The sequence below is a fragment of the Mycolicibacterium lacusdiani genome, assembly GCF_021916785.1.
GTDB lineage: Bacteria > Actinomycetota > Actinomycetes > Mycobacteriales > Mycobacteriaceae > Mycobacterium > Mycobacterium lacusdiani.
In genome coordinates, this window is record NZ_JAKCFC010000013.1 from 1 (window position 1) to 15953 (window position 15953).

Consider the following 15953-nt stretch of genomic DNA (forward strand, 5'->3'; position numbering starts at 1 on the left):
TCCCGAACCCGGAAGCTAAGCCTACCAGCGCCGATGATACTGCCCTTTCGGGCGGAAAAGTAGGACACCGCCGAACACCCTTTAAACCAGTGGCCCCCAATCCAAGATTGGGGGCCACTGGCATTTCTATGTCCAGACGCCATTCTCTCCAATGGCCAGGATGGTCAATCGAATAGCGTCGCCACCGGCGCGAGTCGATTCTTCTCCATGTCGAGTAATTGCCGCTTGCGCGCAAGGCCGCCGCCATAACCGGTGAGGCTGCCATTCGCTCCGATGACGCGATGACACGGCACGATGATGCCAATCGGATTGTGTCCATTGGCGAGACCGACGGCCCGCGAAGCGCCGGCGGAACCGATGTCGCGCGCGATCTCTCCATAGGTCCGGGTCTCGCCGTAGGGAATGGTGAGCAGTTCGGCCCATACCTTCTCTTGAAAGTCCGAGCCCACCAGGTCGAGTTCGAGGTGGAATTCGGTCAGGTCGCCGGCGAAGTAGGCGTGGAGTTGACGGACTACGTCGTCGAACGCACCGTCGTCGTCGACCCAGCCCTCGCGACTCGGCTCGTAAGTCTGATCGACCATGCGCAGATGACGAAGGCGTCCGTTCCGTCCCGCCAGGGTCAGCAGACCGACCGGACTGTCGACGGTGCGTGACTGCAGTGTCTCCATCACTTCTCCTTGGTCTTCGGGGGCCATACATTGACGTCGTGGTCCAGCGCGGTCCACAGGTATTGCGTTGCGTAGGAACGCCATGGCCGCCACGCTGCGCTATGACGAGTCAGTGGTCGAACCTCGTGTGGCAGGCCGAGTTGCTTGGCGGCGACGAGGACGCCGAGATCGCTTCCTGGAAAGGCGTCGGGGTCTCCGAGGCCACGCATGGCGATCATCTCGGTCGTCCAGGGCCCGATGCCGGGCAGGGCCATCAGTCGATCCCGTGCACTGTGCCAATCGCACCCAGGGTCGAGCACGACGTCGCCCTCGGCCAATGCGCTGATGAGGCCCACCAGCGTGCGCTGGCGTGACTTGGGAAAGGCGAGGAGCGCGGGGTCGATGTCGGCGAGCTGCGACACGTCGGGGAACACGTGGGTCAACCCGCCGCCCGGATCGTCGATCGCGCTGCCGTACGCCTCGACGAGCCGGCGGGCGTGGGTGCGGGCCGCCTTGACGGACACTTGCTGGCCGAGCACGACGCGCACGGCCAACTCGTTCTCGTCGACCGTGCGGGGGATGCGCTGGCCCGGTGCCTCGGCGACCAGTGCGCTCAGGTGCTCGTCGGCGCCCAGCACGTCCGTCACGGCTTCCGGGTCGGCGTCGAGGTCGAGCAGTCGGCGGGCCCTCGAGATGGCCGTCGACAGGTCACGTAAGTCGTCGAGCGTCAGATGACATTCCACGTGATCGGCGTGGGGACGCAGGCTGATCACGCCGTTGCCGGATGGCAGCCGAAGCGTTCGCCGGTAGGCGCCGTCGCGGACCTCCTCCACGCCGGGGATGCCGCTGGCCCCGAGGTGGCCGAAGAGCCCCTCGTAGGCGAACGGCGCACGCACCGGCAGCCGCAACGACAACGCGCCGGCTCCCCGAGCGTGATCGCCACCGAACCTGGTGCGCGCCTGGACGCGGAGCTCGGTCGGACTCGCCGCGCAGACCAACCGGACGGTGTCGTTGAATTGCCGAATGCTCGAGAACCCGGCGGCGAAGGCCACGTCGCTGAACGGCAGCTCCGTCGTCTCGATCAGTACGCGTGCGGTTTGCATGCGTTGCGCCCGGGCCAGGGCCAGGGGATTGGCGCCCACCTCTGCCTGAAGCAGGCGCTGCAACTGACGGGTGGTGTAGCCGACCCGGGCTGCCAGGCCGGTGACGCCTTCGCGGTCCACCGTGCCGTCGGAGATCAAGCGCATGGCGCGTGCCACGGCGTCACCGCGGACGTTCCACTCCGGCGACCCGGGCGATGCGTCCGGCCGGCAGCGCTTGCACGCGCGGAACCCGGCGCCCTGCGCGGCTGCTGCGGTGGGATAGAACCGGACGTTGCGGGCGAACGGGGGACGCACTGGACAACTCGGTCGGCAGTAGATCTTCGTGGTGCGCACGGCGGTGACGAACCATCCGTCGAACCGGGCGTCCTTGGATTGGACGGCCCGGTAGCAGCGGTCGAAGTCGTCGTGCACTCCTCCACGCTTACACGTCGGCTCCGACAGCACTGGCGGAAATCGGACATCAACGTGCGACGAGTGGACCGCGACGCCGAACGCAGTCGTTAGCCAAGCTCATTTCCTCCTCGGATGCCCTATGCTCATCCGGGACGCCAGAACGACGGCGCATCGGAATCCGGGGGGGCTTTCAGTGGTCGACACGCTTGCCGGCCACGACGTCGCCGATCTGCCACTGGCACCGAAGAATCCGCTGCCCTACCTCCAGCGTCTGCGTGCCGTCCGGTCGTTCCACACGGGCCCGGAGAAGCTGCGCGACGCCGGCGGCCCGGTGACCCGATTCAGCATCGGGCCACGCTGGCTCACCCCGACGATCGTCCTCGCCACGTCACCCGCCGCCATCCGCGACGTGCTCGGCGTCAAGGACGGGTCGGCCGACAAGACGACGCTGGTGTTCGACGAGGTGCGGCGCATCCTCGGGGCGAACCTGGCGAATCTGCCGCACCAGGAATGGGTTCCGCGCCGGCGCACGATCCAGCCCGTGTTCACCAGGCAGCGGGTCCGGGAGTTCGGTGGGCACGTCGCCGAGGCCGCAGAAGCGCTGGTGGACGGCTGGGCCGACGGCGCCGACCTCGACCTCGACGTCGAGGCACGCACGCTCACGTTGCGCGCCCTCGGCCAATCGGTGCTGGGCATCGACCTGGCCGAACGGGCCGATGACGTCGCCGAACCGCTCCGCATCGCCATGCAATACGCGATGCGCCGCGCCACGTCCCCCGTCCGCGCCCCGCGGTGGCTGCCGACCCCTGCGCGCAGCCGTGCCCGCGCGGCCAGCGCCAAGGTGCACCGGCTGGCCCTCGACATCCTCGACGCCTGCCGCTCCGATCCCACCCGGGAGGCGCCGCTCGTCCAGGCGCTCATCGCGGCGCGCGACCCCGAGACCGGCCGAACGCTGACCGACGAGGAGATCGCCGACGAGCTGATCGTGTTCATGTTCGCCGGATACGACACCACCGCAACGACCTTGGCGTACGCACTCTGGGCGCTGGGCAGGCACCCCGACGTTCAGGACCGCGTGGCCGCCGAGGTCGACGCCATCCCCGCGGGCCGGTTGACGCCGGACGACATCCCGCGGCTGGACTACACCGTCCAGGTGCTGCGCGAAGCGCTCAGGTTGTGTCCCCCCGCGGCCACGGGCACCCGCAGAGCCGAACGGGACCTTCGGGTGGGCGGCTACCGGGTGAAGGCAGGGACGATGATGGTGGTCGGGCGGATGGCCGTGCAACGCGATCCCCAGCTGTGGGACAGCCCGCTCACCTTCGACCCGGACCGGTTCAGCCCAGAGCGCTTCAAGGAACTCGACCGCTGGCAATATCTTCCGTTCGGTGGGGGTCCGCGGTCGTGCATCGGCGATCACTTCGCGATGCTCGAGGCCAGCCTCGCCCTCGCGACCATCATCCGACGCGTCGAGGTGACGTCCGCCGAACCGACGTTCCCGCTGGCCGTGCACTTCACGATGGTGGCCGGGGGCCCCGTCCCGGCACGCGTACGCCGACGGATCGCCACCACCGCGTCCGGCGGCGAGGCGCCGGGGTGACCGCGCTGGAAGACGAAAAGCGCTACGGCGCTCGGCTTCTCGATCCGGCTGACCCCGGTGACCACCGCGTCCTCGGGGAGCTGCGCGCCGACCCCCGCATCGAGTTCGTCGACCGGCTCGACGAGCAGCGCGAGACCCTGCAGCAGCTGCGGCCGGTCCCTAGCGCCGACGTCGTCGACGAAGGCCCGCGATTCGCCTACTACCCGTGGCGGCGCACGGTCGTCGGGGTACTGGGGCCGCGCGCCTTCCGGATGCTGCGGCTCGACCGCAACCGCAACGTCATCACCGTCGACGAGCAGGAACGGCTCGGCGCTCTGACGATCGGCGTGGTCGGGCTGAGCGTCGGCCACGTCATTGCCCACACGCTCGCCACCGAAGGTCTGTGTGGCCGCCTGCGTCTGGCAGACTTCGACGAACTCGAACTGTCCAACCTCAACCGCGTCCCGGCGACCGTGCTGGACCTCGGACTGAACAAGGCCGTCGTTGCGGCCCGCCGGATCGCCGAGATCGATCCATATCTCGACGTCGAGGTCTTCACCGGCGGGTTGACCGTCGACTGCCTCGAGGAGTTCTTCGACGGTCTCGACGTCGTCGTCGAGGAGTGCGACTCACTGGAGGCGAAAGCGCTCGCCCGGGAGGCCGCGCGCGACCGTGCACTGCCGGTGGTGATGGTCACCAGCGACCGGGGTCTCGTCGACGTCGAACGCTACGACCTCGAACCCGGCCGCCCGATACTGCACGGGCTGCTCGATGGCATGGACTCCGCCGGGTTGGCGCAGCTGACGAGCCACGAGCGCCTCCGCTACACGGTGCGGCACGCAGACCCCACGCAATCGTCGGCACGCCTGACCGCATCCCTTCTCGAGGTCGGGCGCACGGTGTCGACCTGGCCGCAACTGGTCGGCGAGGTCACGCTCGGTGCCGCGATCATCGCGGAGGCGGTACGGCGGATCGGGCTGGGTGAGCCGCTCACCTCCGGGCAGGCCCGCGTCGACGTGGCGGCCGCTCTCGGCGACCTCCGCGAACCGACGACCGCCCCGGCCGAATCGTTGGACTCGACAACCGATTTCGACGTCGCGGGCGACGCGCCGACCTCGGTCGCCGGCAAGATCGCTGCCGCCGCCAACCGTGCGCCGTCGGGTGGCAACGCGCAACCGTGGCACGTGGAGACGCGCTCCGACTCCGTCGTAATCCGGCTCGTCCCCGAACGCACGTCGCTGATGGACGTGAACTTCCGCGGCAGTGCGGTCGCGGTTGGGGCGGCGTTGTTCAACGCCAGGGTCGCGGCCGCGGCTCACCAGGTCTTGGGACCGGTCGAGGTGGTCGAGGCCGGCGCCGACACCCCGCTGCTGGCCACGCTCCGGCTCGGGTCGGGCACCGACCCGCGGCTCGCCGACCTCCATGGACCGATGCTGCAGCGGGAGACGAACCGGCACCGCGGCGAGCCCCACCCGATACCCGAACCGACGCTCGAGGCGTTGCGCGCGGCTGCGGAGACCGAAGGCGGGCGGCTGACGCTGCTCACCGCACCGACCGTTCTCGACGACGTCGGGAAGATCGTCGCGGCGGGCGACCGCATCCGCTACCTCACGCCGGACCTGCACCGCGAGATGTTCGCCGAGCTGCGCTGGCCGGGGGATGAGCCTGCGGACACGGGGATCGACGTTCGCAGCCTGGAATTGGACCCGAGCGATCAGGCAGTGCTCGACCTCCTGCGCCGCCCTGACGTGATGGCCGAGTTGGCGCGGTGGGATGCCGGGTCGGCACTCGGCGAGGACGCAGCGGCGCGCATCCGCTCGACGTCCGCGCTGGGCATCGTCTCGATGCGGGGGGACCAGCTCACCGACTTCGCCCGTGCCGGGGCAGCGGCCGAGGCGGCGTGGATAGCGGCGGGCCGGCTCGGGATCGCGGTGCAGCCGCTGTCGCCGGTGTTCCTGCACGCCATCGACGCCGCGGAACTGGCCGATATGTCGCCACCCTTCGGTGCGGAACTCGAGCGGCTGCGAGTGGAGTTCCGTCGCGTCGCCGGGATACCGGCCGACGAGTCACTGGCACTCGTCATGCGGATGACCTCGCCCGCGCCACCTCCCAGCGTGCGCAGTCGGCGTCGATCGGCGTTCGCCGACGACGTGTAGCAACCCCGGCCGGCCACCGCGAGCCGATGGACAATATGACCGTATCGTGAAACGATACGGTCGTATTGTAGTACTGAACCGCAAGCTGGGAGTTCGAGGGGTGCGCCTGGCATGGACCACCGATCAGCAACGACGCGTGAACCAAGGGTCTCCGGGGGGGCCTGACGGATACGACGGCGAGCCCGGGTCGCTCAATGCGGTGGCGAATCCCGGAATTGCCCTCGACGGATGAGCGCCGTGACGGCAGCGTCCCACCGTCGTAGCTGATCGGGTTCGGTGAGCGGCCCAGGCAGGTGACGCTCGATGTGCGACCGCAGGAGCATGGCACCCAGCCGCAGCACCAGCGGGTTGAGCGCCGCCCAGACCATGTCCTGTTCCGGTCGCAACAAGTCCTGCGCGGCGAACTGTTCCCGCTGCGCCGTGCTCAGCGCCAGCAGACCGTCGAAGATCTCCGCACCGAATTCGTCGCCTTCGATCAGGGCGCGGGCGAGGTAGTCGACGACGAATGCGTTCGACGAGATCATCGAGATCAGGCGGGCGCCTGCCTCGGTCAGTGGGTCGCCGTCGGCGGCCGTCAACGGGCTCGAGGCGACCGTACCGCTGATGACCTTCAGCACGTGATCGTTGACCGACTCGACAAGGGCCGCCTTCGTACCGAAGTGATGTTGCACCGAGCCGACCGACACGCCTGCGGACTCCGCGACCGTACGAAGTGACGTCGCCGCAATGCCAGTGCTGGCGAAGCACTCCAGCGCAGCGTCTCGAATGCGCTCCACGCTGGACGGCTCCGCCGTAGCGGGCCGGCGTGGAAATGGCATCGGGCGATCCATCGACGGCCACGCTACAGCGTCACTAGCCGTCGACGGGTCGAGCCGAGCGCAATTAGACGGCCCCGGGACCCGCACGCAAGGATGGGGTCATGGGCATGCTCGATAAACCGGCCATCAGCGACTCCGACGTGGAGTGCGTTCTCTACCGCGCCGTCGGCATCATCAATCCGCTGCTCGACCTCCTGGCTCAAGCCGATCCGCTGGGTCTGCGCGAGCGCACCGGTGATCTGAGCGCCGAGGGCGTGGTCGGTCACACGCTCGACATCGCGGCGTGGGTGCTCAACGTCGCCGACGTCCCCGGGACCACGTCGTGGGAGGGTATGGACGTCGACGAGCGGATCGACTGGTGGGTGCAGCGGGTCGGCGCGCTGAACACCGTGGCCGTGGCGTTCCCCGGTTTCTTCGGCGTGATCGCCGACCGCCTCCCGCTGCAGGACTTCCTCGGCTTCGCGAGCCAGGCCATCGTGTTGTGCGCGGTGGCGCGCGAACTCGGCGTCACCGACCGCCGCACGCACGTGCGGCTGCTCGGCGTCGTGATGTGCGACCGGGACTTCGAGGGCCCGCCTTTGGTCGCCGAGGACGTGACGGCCGCCGACGCCGTCACCGTGGAGTGGTCACTGCCGGGTGTTGGGAAGGCGCTGTGGCAGCTCGTCGGGCTGATGCGTGCCATCGGCGACGAATTGGTCAAGCGCCCCAAGCCCCGTGGCATCTACCACTACCTCGGAATGTTGCCCGCGGCCGGCGCCGTCGCGGACTACTTCGGCGAATACGGTGCACTCAAGCGCGCGGCGAAAGAAGCCCGGACGTGGCTCGAAACCAATGCGCAAGCGGAGGGGCGTCAGCCCCGCTGAATGGGGCACGCCACGTCGACCGAGACCGGGGTGGTCGCAGTCGGATCCGGCGTCGGGGTGTCGGCATCGTGGATCTCGGTCACCACGCAGGTGGTCAGTAGCGCGGTGTCGCCACTGGGCACGCCGTTGATCGTCACCGCAAAGCCTTCTTCGCGAAGCTGGTCGATGACCGCCGCCGCGGATTCGCCGTCGATGTCGGGATCCGCTGTTGCGCAGGGGGCCAAGCCGATGGCTCCGGCCATGGCGGCGACGGCCAGAGCCACTCCGAATCTTGGTGCGAACGACATGCGAGGCCCTCTCCGGGTGCTCAGTGCACCTGGGCGGTGCCTGTGAGATCGCCCCGAGGCTAGCTTTTCGCGAGATCTCCGCTCGAATGGCGAACCGGCGTGGCGAGTCTCGTTGCCTCATCGTGACCGCGCAGTGTCACGGTCTTGCCCAACGTCCAACGCGGGCGTTCGTCATCGCCTGCCGCTGCGACGGTCTCGGCCGAGGCAACCAGATGCCCGTCGACGTCCTTGGACAGTTCGCACAGCCGGGCCGCCTCGTTCACCGGCCCGCCGATCACCGTGTACTCGAACCGCTCCTTGGCGCCGACGTTGCCTGCAACCACCTGGCCGGACGCCACCCCGATGCCCGCGTCGCACTCGGGCACCTCGGCGCAGATGCGTTCGGCCATCGCGCGTGCCGCCGACAGCGCTTGGTCCTCAGCGTCGTCGAGTGCCACCGGGGCGCCGAAGACGGCCAGCACCGCGTCGCCCTCGAACTTGTTGACCAGACCGTGGTGGCGGTCGACCTCGTCGACGATCACGGCGAAGAACCGGTTGAGCAGCTCGACGACCTCGACGGCGGGCCGGCTGGTCACCAACTGCGTCGACCCGATGATGTCGACGAAGATCACGGCGGCATGCCGTTCCTCGCCACCGAGTTTCGGCCGTTGCTTCTCGGCGAGCAACGCCACTTCGCGACCCACGTGCCTACCGAACAGATCGCGTACCCGCTCGCGCTCGCGCAGGCCGTGCACCATCCTGTTGAAACCCCGCTGCAGCTCCCCGAGTTCGGTGCCGTCGAAGACCACGAGGTTGGTGTCGAGGTCGCCGCGCTCCACCCGGTCGAGGGCGTTGCGCACCGACCGAACGGGTGTGGCGGTGAGCCAGGACAGGATCCACATCAGAAGGAAGCCGAACGCCAATGCGAACACGGCCAGGATCATGACCGCGACGGTGAACTGGGTCGGTGACACGTTCTGCAGCGTCAGCGTGATGATGGCGGCCAGCAGGATTCCGAGCACCGGCACGCCCGATCCAACTGCCCACACCGTCAGCGTGCGGCCCATGATGCCGGGGGCGAAGCGGCGCGGCGGCGGCCCCACTTCGAGCGCCTGCGCGGCGACGGGCCGCAGCGCGAACTCGGTGAACAGGTAGCAGCTGGCGGACACCACGATGCCGGGAAAGCTGATGCCCAGCAACACCTTCGGGATGTAGTCGGTGTCCTGCAGTCCGTACAGCAGGGTCAGCACGATCGTGCCGCCACCCCACAGCACCAGCAGGACGCGCGTCAGCCGCCAGGGCGCGAAGAACGTGTTGCGCTGGTCCTGTTCGGTCGGCACCCGTTCCTCGATCGACCACCGGACGTTCTTGATGACGCGGTTGGTGGCCCAGATGACGCCGACGATCAGTGCCGAGCCGATGTAGGCGGGCGCCACCGCGGCGGTGATCCACAGGACGTGCGAGTCGAAGACGCTGGGCACCGGGAACGTGACGGTGACGACCAGCAGCGCGACGCAGATGCCCACGAGGTTGGCGATCACGACGAACGTCGTCAGGATCAACTGGATGCGGATGCGTCGACGCTGCGGACTCTCCGACACGCGGCCGAGGATCCAGGTCCCGTACTCCGAGGACGCAGGCCCGTGGCTGCTCTGGCTGGTGAGCCGTGCGAGGAGCCGGCCCAGCCGCTGCGCGGTGCTCTTCTCGTGCCTCATGGTGGCGTCAGCCTAATGACCGCGGCGCGGCAATCTATGGTGGTTCGGTGCGGCTCGTCATTGCTCAATGCACCGTCGACTACGTCGGACGGCTCACCGCCCACCTTCCCTCCGCGCGGCGGCTGCTGCTGTTCAAGGCAGACGGGTCGGTGAGCGTGCACGCCGACGACCGCGCCTACAAGCCGCTGAACTGGATGAGCCCGCCGTGCTGGGTCACCGAGGAGGACGGCGACCCGCTGGTGTGGGTGGTGCAGAACAAGGCGGGCGAACAGCTGCGCATCACCGTCGAAGACGTCGAGCACGATTCGTCGCACGAACTTGGCGTCGACCCCGGTCTGGTGAAGGACGGCGTCGAGGCGCACCTGCAGGAGCTGCTCGCCGAGCACGTCGAACTGCTCGGCGTCGGCTACACGCTGGTACGGCGTGAGTACATGACGGCGATCGGGCCGGTGGACCTGATGTGTCGCGACGAACTGGGACGGTCGGTGGCCGTCGAGATCAAGCGCCGCGGCGAGATCGACGGCGTCGAACAGCTGACCCGCTACCTCGATCTGCTCAACCGCGACACCCTGCTGGCGCCGGTGAGTGGCGTGTTCGCCGCCCAGCAGATCAAGCCGCAGGCCCGAACCCTGGCCGCCGATCGCGGAATTCGTTGCGTGACATTGGATTACGATCAGATGCGCGGGCTCGACAGTAGCGAGTTCCGGCTGTTCTGAGGGCCTACACTCGAAGGCATGCCCAGGCGTCGCCCTCCTCCGCGACGGCAGCCGCCGTCGTCGCCCACACCGCCGTTGCAGCGACGCGTCGAGACCGGGCCGGACGGATACGACTACGAGGTGCGGCCGGTCGCGGGGAGCAGGGCGACGAAGACCTACCGCTGCCCGGGCTGCGACCACGAGATCAGAGCGGGCGTCGCGCACGTCGTCGTGTGGCCCGCGGACGCGGGGAAGTCGGCGGTCGATGACCGCAGGCACTGGCACACGCCGTGCTGGGCGAACAGGATGACGCGCAACCCGACGCGGAAGTGGTCCTGAGGGTCAGTGATCCTCGGCCGCTGCCGGCTCGACGAGTTCGACCAGCACGCCGCCCGCATCCTTGGGGTGGATGAAGTTGATGCGCGAGTTCGAAGTACCGCGACGGGGCACGTCGTAGAGCAATCGGATGCCCTGCTCGCGCAGTCGCTCGGTGAGTGCGTCGATGTCGCTGACGCGGTAGGCGAACTGCTGCAGGCCGGGGCCGCGCTTGTCGATGAACTTCGCGATGGTCGACGTCTCGTCGAGTGCCGCCATCAGCTGGACCTGCGAGCTGCCCTTGGGGGCGCCGCGCACTGCGAGCATCGCCTCGCGAATGCCCTGGTCCTCGTTGACCTCCTCGTGCAGAACGATCATGCCCAGGTGGTCGTGGTACCACTTGATCGCGGCGTCGAGGTCGGGGACCGCAATGCCGACGTGATCGATCGCCGTCACCAGCGCGCTCGCCAATGCTGGTCGGGCGTCTACGTGTTCGGTGGTCATGTCGTAACGGTAACCTTTACGGGAATGTTTGCGGAATGTGTGATAGGCCACACAGTTCCCATTCGAGTGTCTAGTCAAACGTCTCGTGGAGGTACTCAATGACGACATCGGTGATCGTTGCCGGAGCCCGCACTCCGGTCGGCAAGCTCATGGGATCGCTCAAGGACTTCTCTGGAAGCGACCTGGGCGCCGTGGCCATCAAGGGGGCGCTGGAGCGCGCGGGTGTGCCCGCGTCGGCCGTCGAGTACGTGATCATGGGCCAGGTGCTGACCGCCGGTGCAGGTCAGATGCCCGCCCGGCAGGCGGCCGTCGCGGCGGGCATCGGCTGGGACGTCCCGTCGCTGACCATCAACAAGATGTGCCTGTCGGGCATCGACGCCATCGCGCTGGCCGATCAGCTGATCCGCGCCGGTGAGTTCGACGTCGTCGTCGCCGGTGGCCAGGAGTCGATGAGCAAGGCCCCGCACCTGCTGATGGACAGCCGGTCGGGCTACAAGTACGGCGACGTGACGGTCCTCGACCACATGGCCTATGACGGCCTGCACGACGTGTTCACCGACCAGCCGATGGGCGCGCTCACCGAGGCGCGCAACGACGTCGACCAGTTCACCCGCGCCGAGCAGGACGAGTTCGCTGCGCGCTCGCACCGGCTGGCGGCAGCCGCGTGGAAGGACGGCGTGTTCGCCGACGAGGTCGTGCCGGTGTCGATCCCTCAGCGCAAGGGTCCGGCGGGCAGGAGCGCAGCGACGGGGGGATCGGCTCAGTCGATCGAGTTCACCACCGACGAGGGCATCCGCGCCAACACGACCGCCGAGTCGCTGGCCGGCCTGAAGCCGGCGTTCCGCAAGGACGGCACCATCACCGCGGGCTCGGCGTCGCAGATCTCCGACGGGGCATGCGCCGTGGTCGTGATGAACAAGGCCAAGGCCGAGGAGCTCGGCCTGACCTGGCTGTGCGAGATCGGCGCACACGGCGTGGTCGCCGGGCCCGATTCGACGCTGCAGAGCCAGCCCGCCAACGCGATCAAGAAGGCGATCGCCAGGGAGGGCATCTCCGTCGATCAGCTCGACGTGATCGAGATCAACGAGGCGTTCGCCGCCGTGGGGCTGGCCTCGGCCCGCGAACTGGGCATCGACCCGGACAAGGCCAACACCAGCGGTGGGGCCATCGCCATCGGCCACCCGATCGGGATGTCCGGTGCCCGGATCACGCTGCACGCCGCGCTCGAACTGGCGCAGAAGGGCTCGGGTTACGCGGTGGCCGCACTCTGCGGTGCGGGCGGCCAGGGCGATGCGCTGATCCTGCGGAGGCCCTGACCCCTCGGCCACGATCGACAACGACGCCGTGTAGTAGCTGGCGTCGCCGTCGGGCAGAATGGCGGGCATGGCAAACACTTTGGACCTACGCAGCGCTGCGGGCTGGTTCCGGCTGATCGCATTCGCGGAGGCGCTCAGCTGGGCGGGGCTGCTGATCGGGATGTACTTCAAGTACCTCGGGTCGCCGCGTACCGAGATCGGCGTGAAGATCTTCGGTCCCATCCACGGTGGGGTGTTCGTCGCGTTCATCGTGGCGGCCGTACTGGTCGGCATCGCGCACAGGTGGAGCGTCTGGACGTGGATCCTGGCATTGCTGGGCAGCATCGTGCCGCTGGGCAGTGTGATCTTCGTCATGTGGGCCGACCGCACCGGCAGGATGAGCCCCGTCGCGGGCGCGAAGACCACGTCGGTCCCTCAATCGACCTGACGGGCGACGTGCCAGACTTGTACGCGTGACACGTCCACGACCTCCCATGGGGCCCGCACTGGCGGGCGCGATCGATCTCTCGGCACTCAAGCAGCCACCCCCGTCGGCCGCCGCTCCGGCATCCGGTGCCGCACCGGCGAGCGCCATCGAGGTGACCGAGGCGAACTTCGAAACCGACGTCATCGCCAAGTCCAACCAGGTCCCCGTCGTCGTCCTGCTCTGGACGCCGCGTAGCCCGTCGAGCGTCCAACTCGGCGACGTGCTCGCCGCACTGGCCGCCGACGACGGCGGCACGTGGGCGCTGGCGACGGTCAATGTCGACGTCGTCCCGCAGGTCGCCCAGGCGTTCGGCGTCCAAGGCGTGCCCACTGTCGTGGCAGTGGCTGCGGGACAACCACTCTCGAGCTTCCAGGGCGCGCAACCGCCCGAGCAGTTGAGGCGGTGGGTCGACTCGCTGCTCGAGGCCACGGCGGGCAAGCTCGCCGGCGGTTCCGGGGAGGAAGAGGTCGTCGACCCCGAGGTCGAGCAGGCTCGCGCGCACCTCGACGCCGGTGACTTCGACGCGGCGCTCGCTGCCTATCAGGCCGTCCTCGACGCCAAGCCCAATCACGAGGAGGCGCGCGGCGCGGTACGGCAGATCGCCTTCCTGCAGCGGGCGACGACTCAGCCGCAGGACGCCGTGGTCCGCGCCGAGGCGGCGCCCGACGACCTCGACGCGGCGTTTGCCGCGGCCGACGTCGAAGTGCTGCAGCAGGATCCGGCCGCGGCGTTCAACCGGCTCATCGGCTTGGTGAAGCGCACTGCAGGCGACGACCGGACGAAGGTGCGTACCCGGCTCGTCGAGTTGTTCGAACTCTTCGACCCGGCCGATCCCGACGTCATCGCAGGCAGGCGCAACCTCGCCAACGCGCTGTACTGACCGGCCGGACTACCCGGCCGCTTCCGGCGGCGCCGGTTCGAACCACAGTGCTGCCAGGGGCGGCAGGACCATCAGCGCGGACGCCGGCCTGCCGTGCCAGGACTCGTCGGTGGCTTCGACGGCGCCGTAGTTGCCCATGCCCGAACCGTTGTAGTCGGCGGCGTCGGTGTTGAGGACCTCTCGCCAGGTGCCGGTGTGCGGCAGGCCCAGCCGGTAGCGCGAGTGCTCGGATCCCGAGAAGTTGAAGACGCAGGCCATCACCGAGCCGTCGTCGCCGTAGCGCAGGAAGCTCAGCACGTTGTTCGCCGAGTCGTTCGCGTCGATCCACGAGTAGCCCTCGTGGCTGGTGTCGCGCGACCACAGGGCACGGTGGTTCTGGTAGACGCCGTTCATGTCGCGGACCATCCGCTGCACGCCGTTCGAGAAGCCGTTCTCGTCGAGCTGGTACCAGTCGACGCCGCGTTCCTCGGACCACTCGGCGCGCTGGCCGAATTCCTGCCCCATGAACAGCAGTTGCTTGCCAGGGTGGGCCCACTGGTAGGCGAGCAGGCCGCGCAGACCGGCGGCCTTCATGTGGTCGTCACCCGGCAGGCGGCCCCACAGGGTGCCCTTGCCGTGCACGACCTCGTCGTGGCTGATCGGCAGCACGAAGTTCTCGCTGAAGGCGTACACCATCGAGAACGTGATCTCGCCGTGGTGGTACCCGCGGTGAATGGGGTCGCGGGAGATGAACTCCAGGGTGTCGTTCATCCAGCCCATGTTCCACTTCATCGAGAAGCCAAGGCCACCAAGGTTGGTGGGGCGCGTGACGCCGGGCCACGACGTCGATTCCTCGGCGATCGTGACGATGCCGGGTGTCACCTTGTGGACGGTGGCGTTCATCTCCTGCAGGAACTGCACCGCCTCCAGGTTCTCCCGTCCGCCGTAGACGTTCGGCGTCCAGCCACCTTCTGGCCGGGAGTAGTCGAGGTACAGCATCGAGGCGACGGCATCCACCCGCAGCCCGTCGACGTGGTACTCCTGCAGCCAGTACAGCGCGTTGGCCACCAGGAAGTTTCGCACCTCGGCCCGCCCGAAGTCGAACACGTAGGTGCCCCAGTCGAGTTGCTCACCGCGACGGGGGTCGGAGTGTTCGTAGAGGGGAGTGCCGTCGAACCGGCCGAGCGCCCAGGCGTCCTTGGGGAAGTGGGCAGGCACCCAGTCGACGATCACGCCGATGCCTGCCTGATGCAGGGTGTCGATCAGGTACCGCAGATCGTCGGGACTGCCGAGCTTCGGCATCGGCGCGTAGTACGAGGTGACCTGGTAGCCCCAAGACCCACCGAAGGGGTGGGCGGCGACGGGCAGCATCTCGACGTGCGTGAAGCCGTTCTCGACGACGTACTCGGTGAGTTCGGTGGCGAGTTCCCGGTAGGTGAGACCCGGCCGCCACGACGGCAGGTGTACCTCGAGCGTGCTCATCGGTTCGAAGACGGGGTTCTTCAGCGCGCGTTGCGCCATCCAGTCGTCGTCGCCCCAGGTGTAGTCGCTGACGTGGACGCGCGACGCGGTGCTGGGCGGCACCTCGGCGGCGAACGCCATCGGGTCGGCCCTATCGCTCACCGAACCGTCGGCGCCGTGCACCCGGAACTTGTACAGCGCGTCGAGCGGGAAGTCCGGCCAGAACAGTTCCCAGACGCCCGAGGATCCCAGGCTGCGCATCGGAGCGTCGTTGCCGCTCCAGTGATTGAACTCGCCAATCAGCGTGACGCCCTTGGCGTTCGGCGCCCAGACGGCGAACGACACGCCGTCGACGTCGCCGTCGGCGGTGCGATAGGTGTGCGGATGTGCGCCCAGCACCTCCCACAGGCGTTCGTGGCGGCCCTCGGCGAACAGGTGCAGGTCGATGTCGCCGAGCGTCGGCAGGAAGCGGTACGGGTCGGCCACGGTGTGCACCGGGCCGTGGTCGTCGCCGGAGGGGTAGCGAATCTCCAGGCGGTAGTCGATGAGACCGGTGATCGGCACCGCGACCGCGAACAGCGCGTCGTCGACGTGGCTGAACGGGTAGCGCTCCCCGCCGATGAGTGCGGTGACCTCGACGGCGTTCGGACGCAGCACCCTGATCACGGTGTGGTCCTCGTACTCATGGGCACCGAGCACCGAGTGCGGATCGTGGTGCTCGCCGGCGAGCAGACGGCCGAGGTCGGAGTCGTTGGGTCGTAGATGTTGGCTGGTGAACGGGTTGGTGCGGGTCATGTCTG

15 protein-coding genes are annotated in these 15953 nt (G+C 68.4%); 8 read left to right on the top strand and 7 right to left on the bottom strand.

The genetic code is table 11. The annotated features are described in order from the left end of the window. Nucleotides 1–164 precede the first annotated feature (164 nt). Together LOK44_RS27180 and LOK44_RS27185 are read right to left on the bottom strand one after the other, a co-directional pair. Complete coding sequence (locus tag LOK44_RS27180; protein WP_237573202.1) at nt 165–668, bottom strand: methylated-DNA--[protein]-cysteine S-methyltransferase; 504 nt, start codon at nt 666–668, stop codon at nt 165–167. Beyond that, nucleotides 668–2161: a DNA-3-methyladenine glycosylase 2 family protein gene (locus tag LOK44_RS27185; RefSeq protein ID WP_237573203.1), complete on the bottom strand. Its 1494-nt coding sequence runs from the start codon at nt 2159–2161 to the stop codon at nt 668–670. The genes LOK44_RS27180 and LOK44_RS27185 overlap by 1 nt, the downstream gene beginning before the upstream one ends. 175 nt (nt 2162–2336) lie before the next feature. Here LOK44_RS27185 and LOK44_RS27190 point away from each other — a divergent pair, with 175 nt between their 5' ends. Together LOK44_RS27190 and LOK44_RS27195 are read left to right on the top strand one after the other, a co-directional pair. Beyond that, nucleotides 2337–3740: a cytochrome P450 gene (locus LOK44_RS27190; protein ID WP_237573204.1), complete on the top strand. Its 1404-nt coding sequence runs from the start codon at nt 2337–2339 to the stop codon at nt 3738–3740. After that, nucleotides 3737–5875, top strand: a complete 2139-nt coding sequence (locus LOK44_RS27195) for an Rv1355c family protein (protein ID WP_237573205.1) — start codon at nt 3737–3739, stop codon at nt 5873–5875. Before LOK44_RS27190 ends, LOK44_RS27195 begins: the two co-directional genes overlap by 4 nt. 191 nt (nt 5876–6066) lie before the next feature. On the opposite strand, the gene LOK44_RS27200 is transcribed toward LOK44_RS27195, so the two are convergent. Then, the gene (locus LOK44_RS27200; RefSeq protein ID WP_237573206.1) at nt 6067–6693 is read right to left on the bottom strand and encodes a TetR/AcrR family transcriptional regulator; all 627 of its coding nucleotides are present in this window, start codon (nt 6691–6693) and stop codon (nt 6067–6069) included. Nucleotides 6694–6794: 101 nt separating this feature from the next. Between LOK44_RS27200 and LOK44_RS27205 the strand changes: the two genes are divergently transcribed. Continuing rightward, complete coding sequence (locus LOK44_RS27205; protein WP_237573207.1) at nt 6795–7556, top strand: hypothetical protein; 762 nt, start codon at nt 6795–6797, stop codon at nt 7554–7556. Here the strand turns inward: LOK44_RS27205 and LOK44_RS27210 are convergent. Continuing rightward, nucleotides 7544–7843, bottom strand: coding sequence for a hypothetical protein (locus LOK44_RS27210; protein ID WP_237573208.1), 300 nt, complete (start codon nt 7841–7843; stop codon nt 7544–7546). The genes LOK44_RS27205 and LOK44_RS27210 overlap by 13 nt on opposite strands. A 59-nt stretch (nt 7844–7902) precedes the next feature. Further along, nucleotides 7903–9537: an adenylate/guanylate cyclase domain-containing protein gene (locus LOK44_RS27215; protein ID WP_237573209.1), complete on the bottom strand. Its 1635-nt coding sequence runs from the start codon at nt 9535–9537 to the stop codon at nt 7903–7905. Nucleotides 9538–9584: 47 nt separating this feature from the next. On the opposite strand from LOK44_RS27215, the gene nucS reads away from it, so the two are divergent. Together nucS and LOK44_RS27225 are read left to right on the top strand one after the other, a co-directional pair. Next, nucleotides 9585–10253, top strand: a complete 669-nt coding sequence (gene nucS / locus LOK44_RS27220; RefSeq protein ID WP_237573210.1) for an endonuclease NucS — start codon at nt 9585–9587, stop codon at nt 10251–10253. Nucleotides 10254–10271: 18 nt separating this feature from the next. Beyond that, a complete protein-coding gene (locus LOK44_RS27225; RefSeq protein ID WP_237573211.1) occupies nt 10272–10571 on the top strand; it encodes an Rv1322 family protein in 300 nt (99 codons plus the stop codon). Nucleotides 10572–10574: 3 nt separating this feature from the next. Here the strand turns inward: LOK44_RS27225 and mce are convergent, their stop codons facing one another. Beyond that, entirely contained in the window at nt 10575–11051 is a 477-nt protein-coding gene (mce, locus tag LOK44_RS27230) for a methylmalonyl-CoA epimerase (RefSeq protein WP_237573212.1), read from the bottom strand. A 98-nt stretch (nt 11052–11149) separates the two neighbouring features. Here mce and LOK44_RS27235 point away from each other — a divergent pair, with 98 nt between their 5' ends. Genes LOK44_RS27235 through LOK44_RS27245 form a run of 3 tightly spaced genes read left to right on the top strand, consistent with a single transcriptional unit; the run spans nt 11150 to nt 13713 of the window. Continuing rightward, nucleotides 11150–12367 (top strand): acetyl-CoA C-acetyltransferase, encoded by a 1218-nt coding sequence (locus LOK44_RS27235; RefSeq protein ID WP_237573213.1) that lies wholly within the window; start codon nt 11150–11152, stop codon nt 12365–12367. Nucleotides 12368–12425: 58 nt separating this feature from the next. Continuing rightward, on the top strand, nt 12426–12794 hold the full coding sequence (locus LOK44_RS27240) for a DUF3817 domain-containing protein (protein WP_237573214.1): 369 nt from the start codon (nt 12426–12428) through the stop codon (nt 12792–12794). 25 nt (nt 12795–12819) lie between these two features. Next, entirely contained in the window at nt 12820–13713 is an 894-nt protein-coding gene (locus LOK44_RS27245; RefSeq protein WP_237573215.1) for a tetratricopeptide repeat protein, read from the top strand. Nucleotides 13714–13722: 9 nt separating this feature from the next. Here LOK44_RS27245 and glgB read toward each other — a convergent pair whose 3' ends face one another. After that, entirely contained in the window at nt 13723–15948 is a 2226-nt protein-coding gene (gene glgB, locus LOK44_RS27250; protein WP_237573216.1) for a 1,4-alpha-glucan branching protein GlgB, read from the bottom strand. Between the last annotated feature and the right edge of the window lie 5 nt (nt 15949–15953).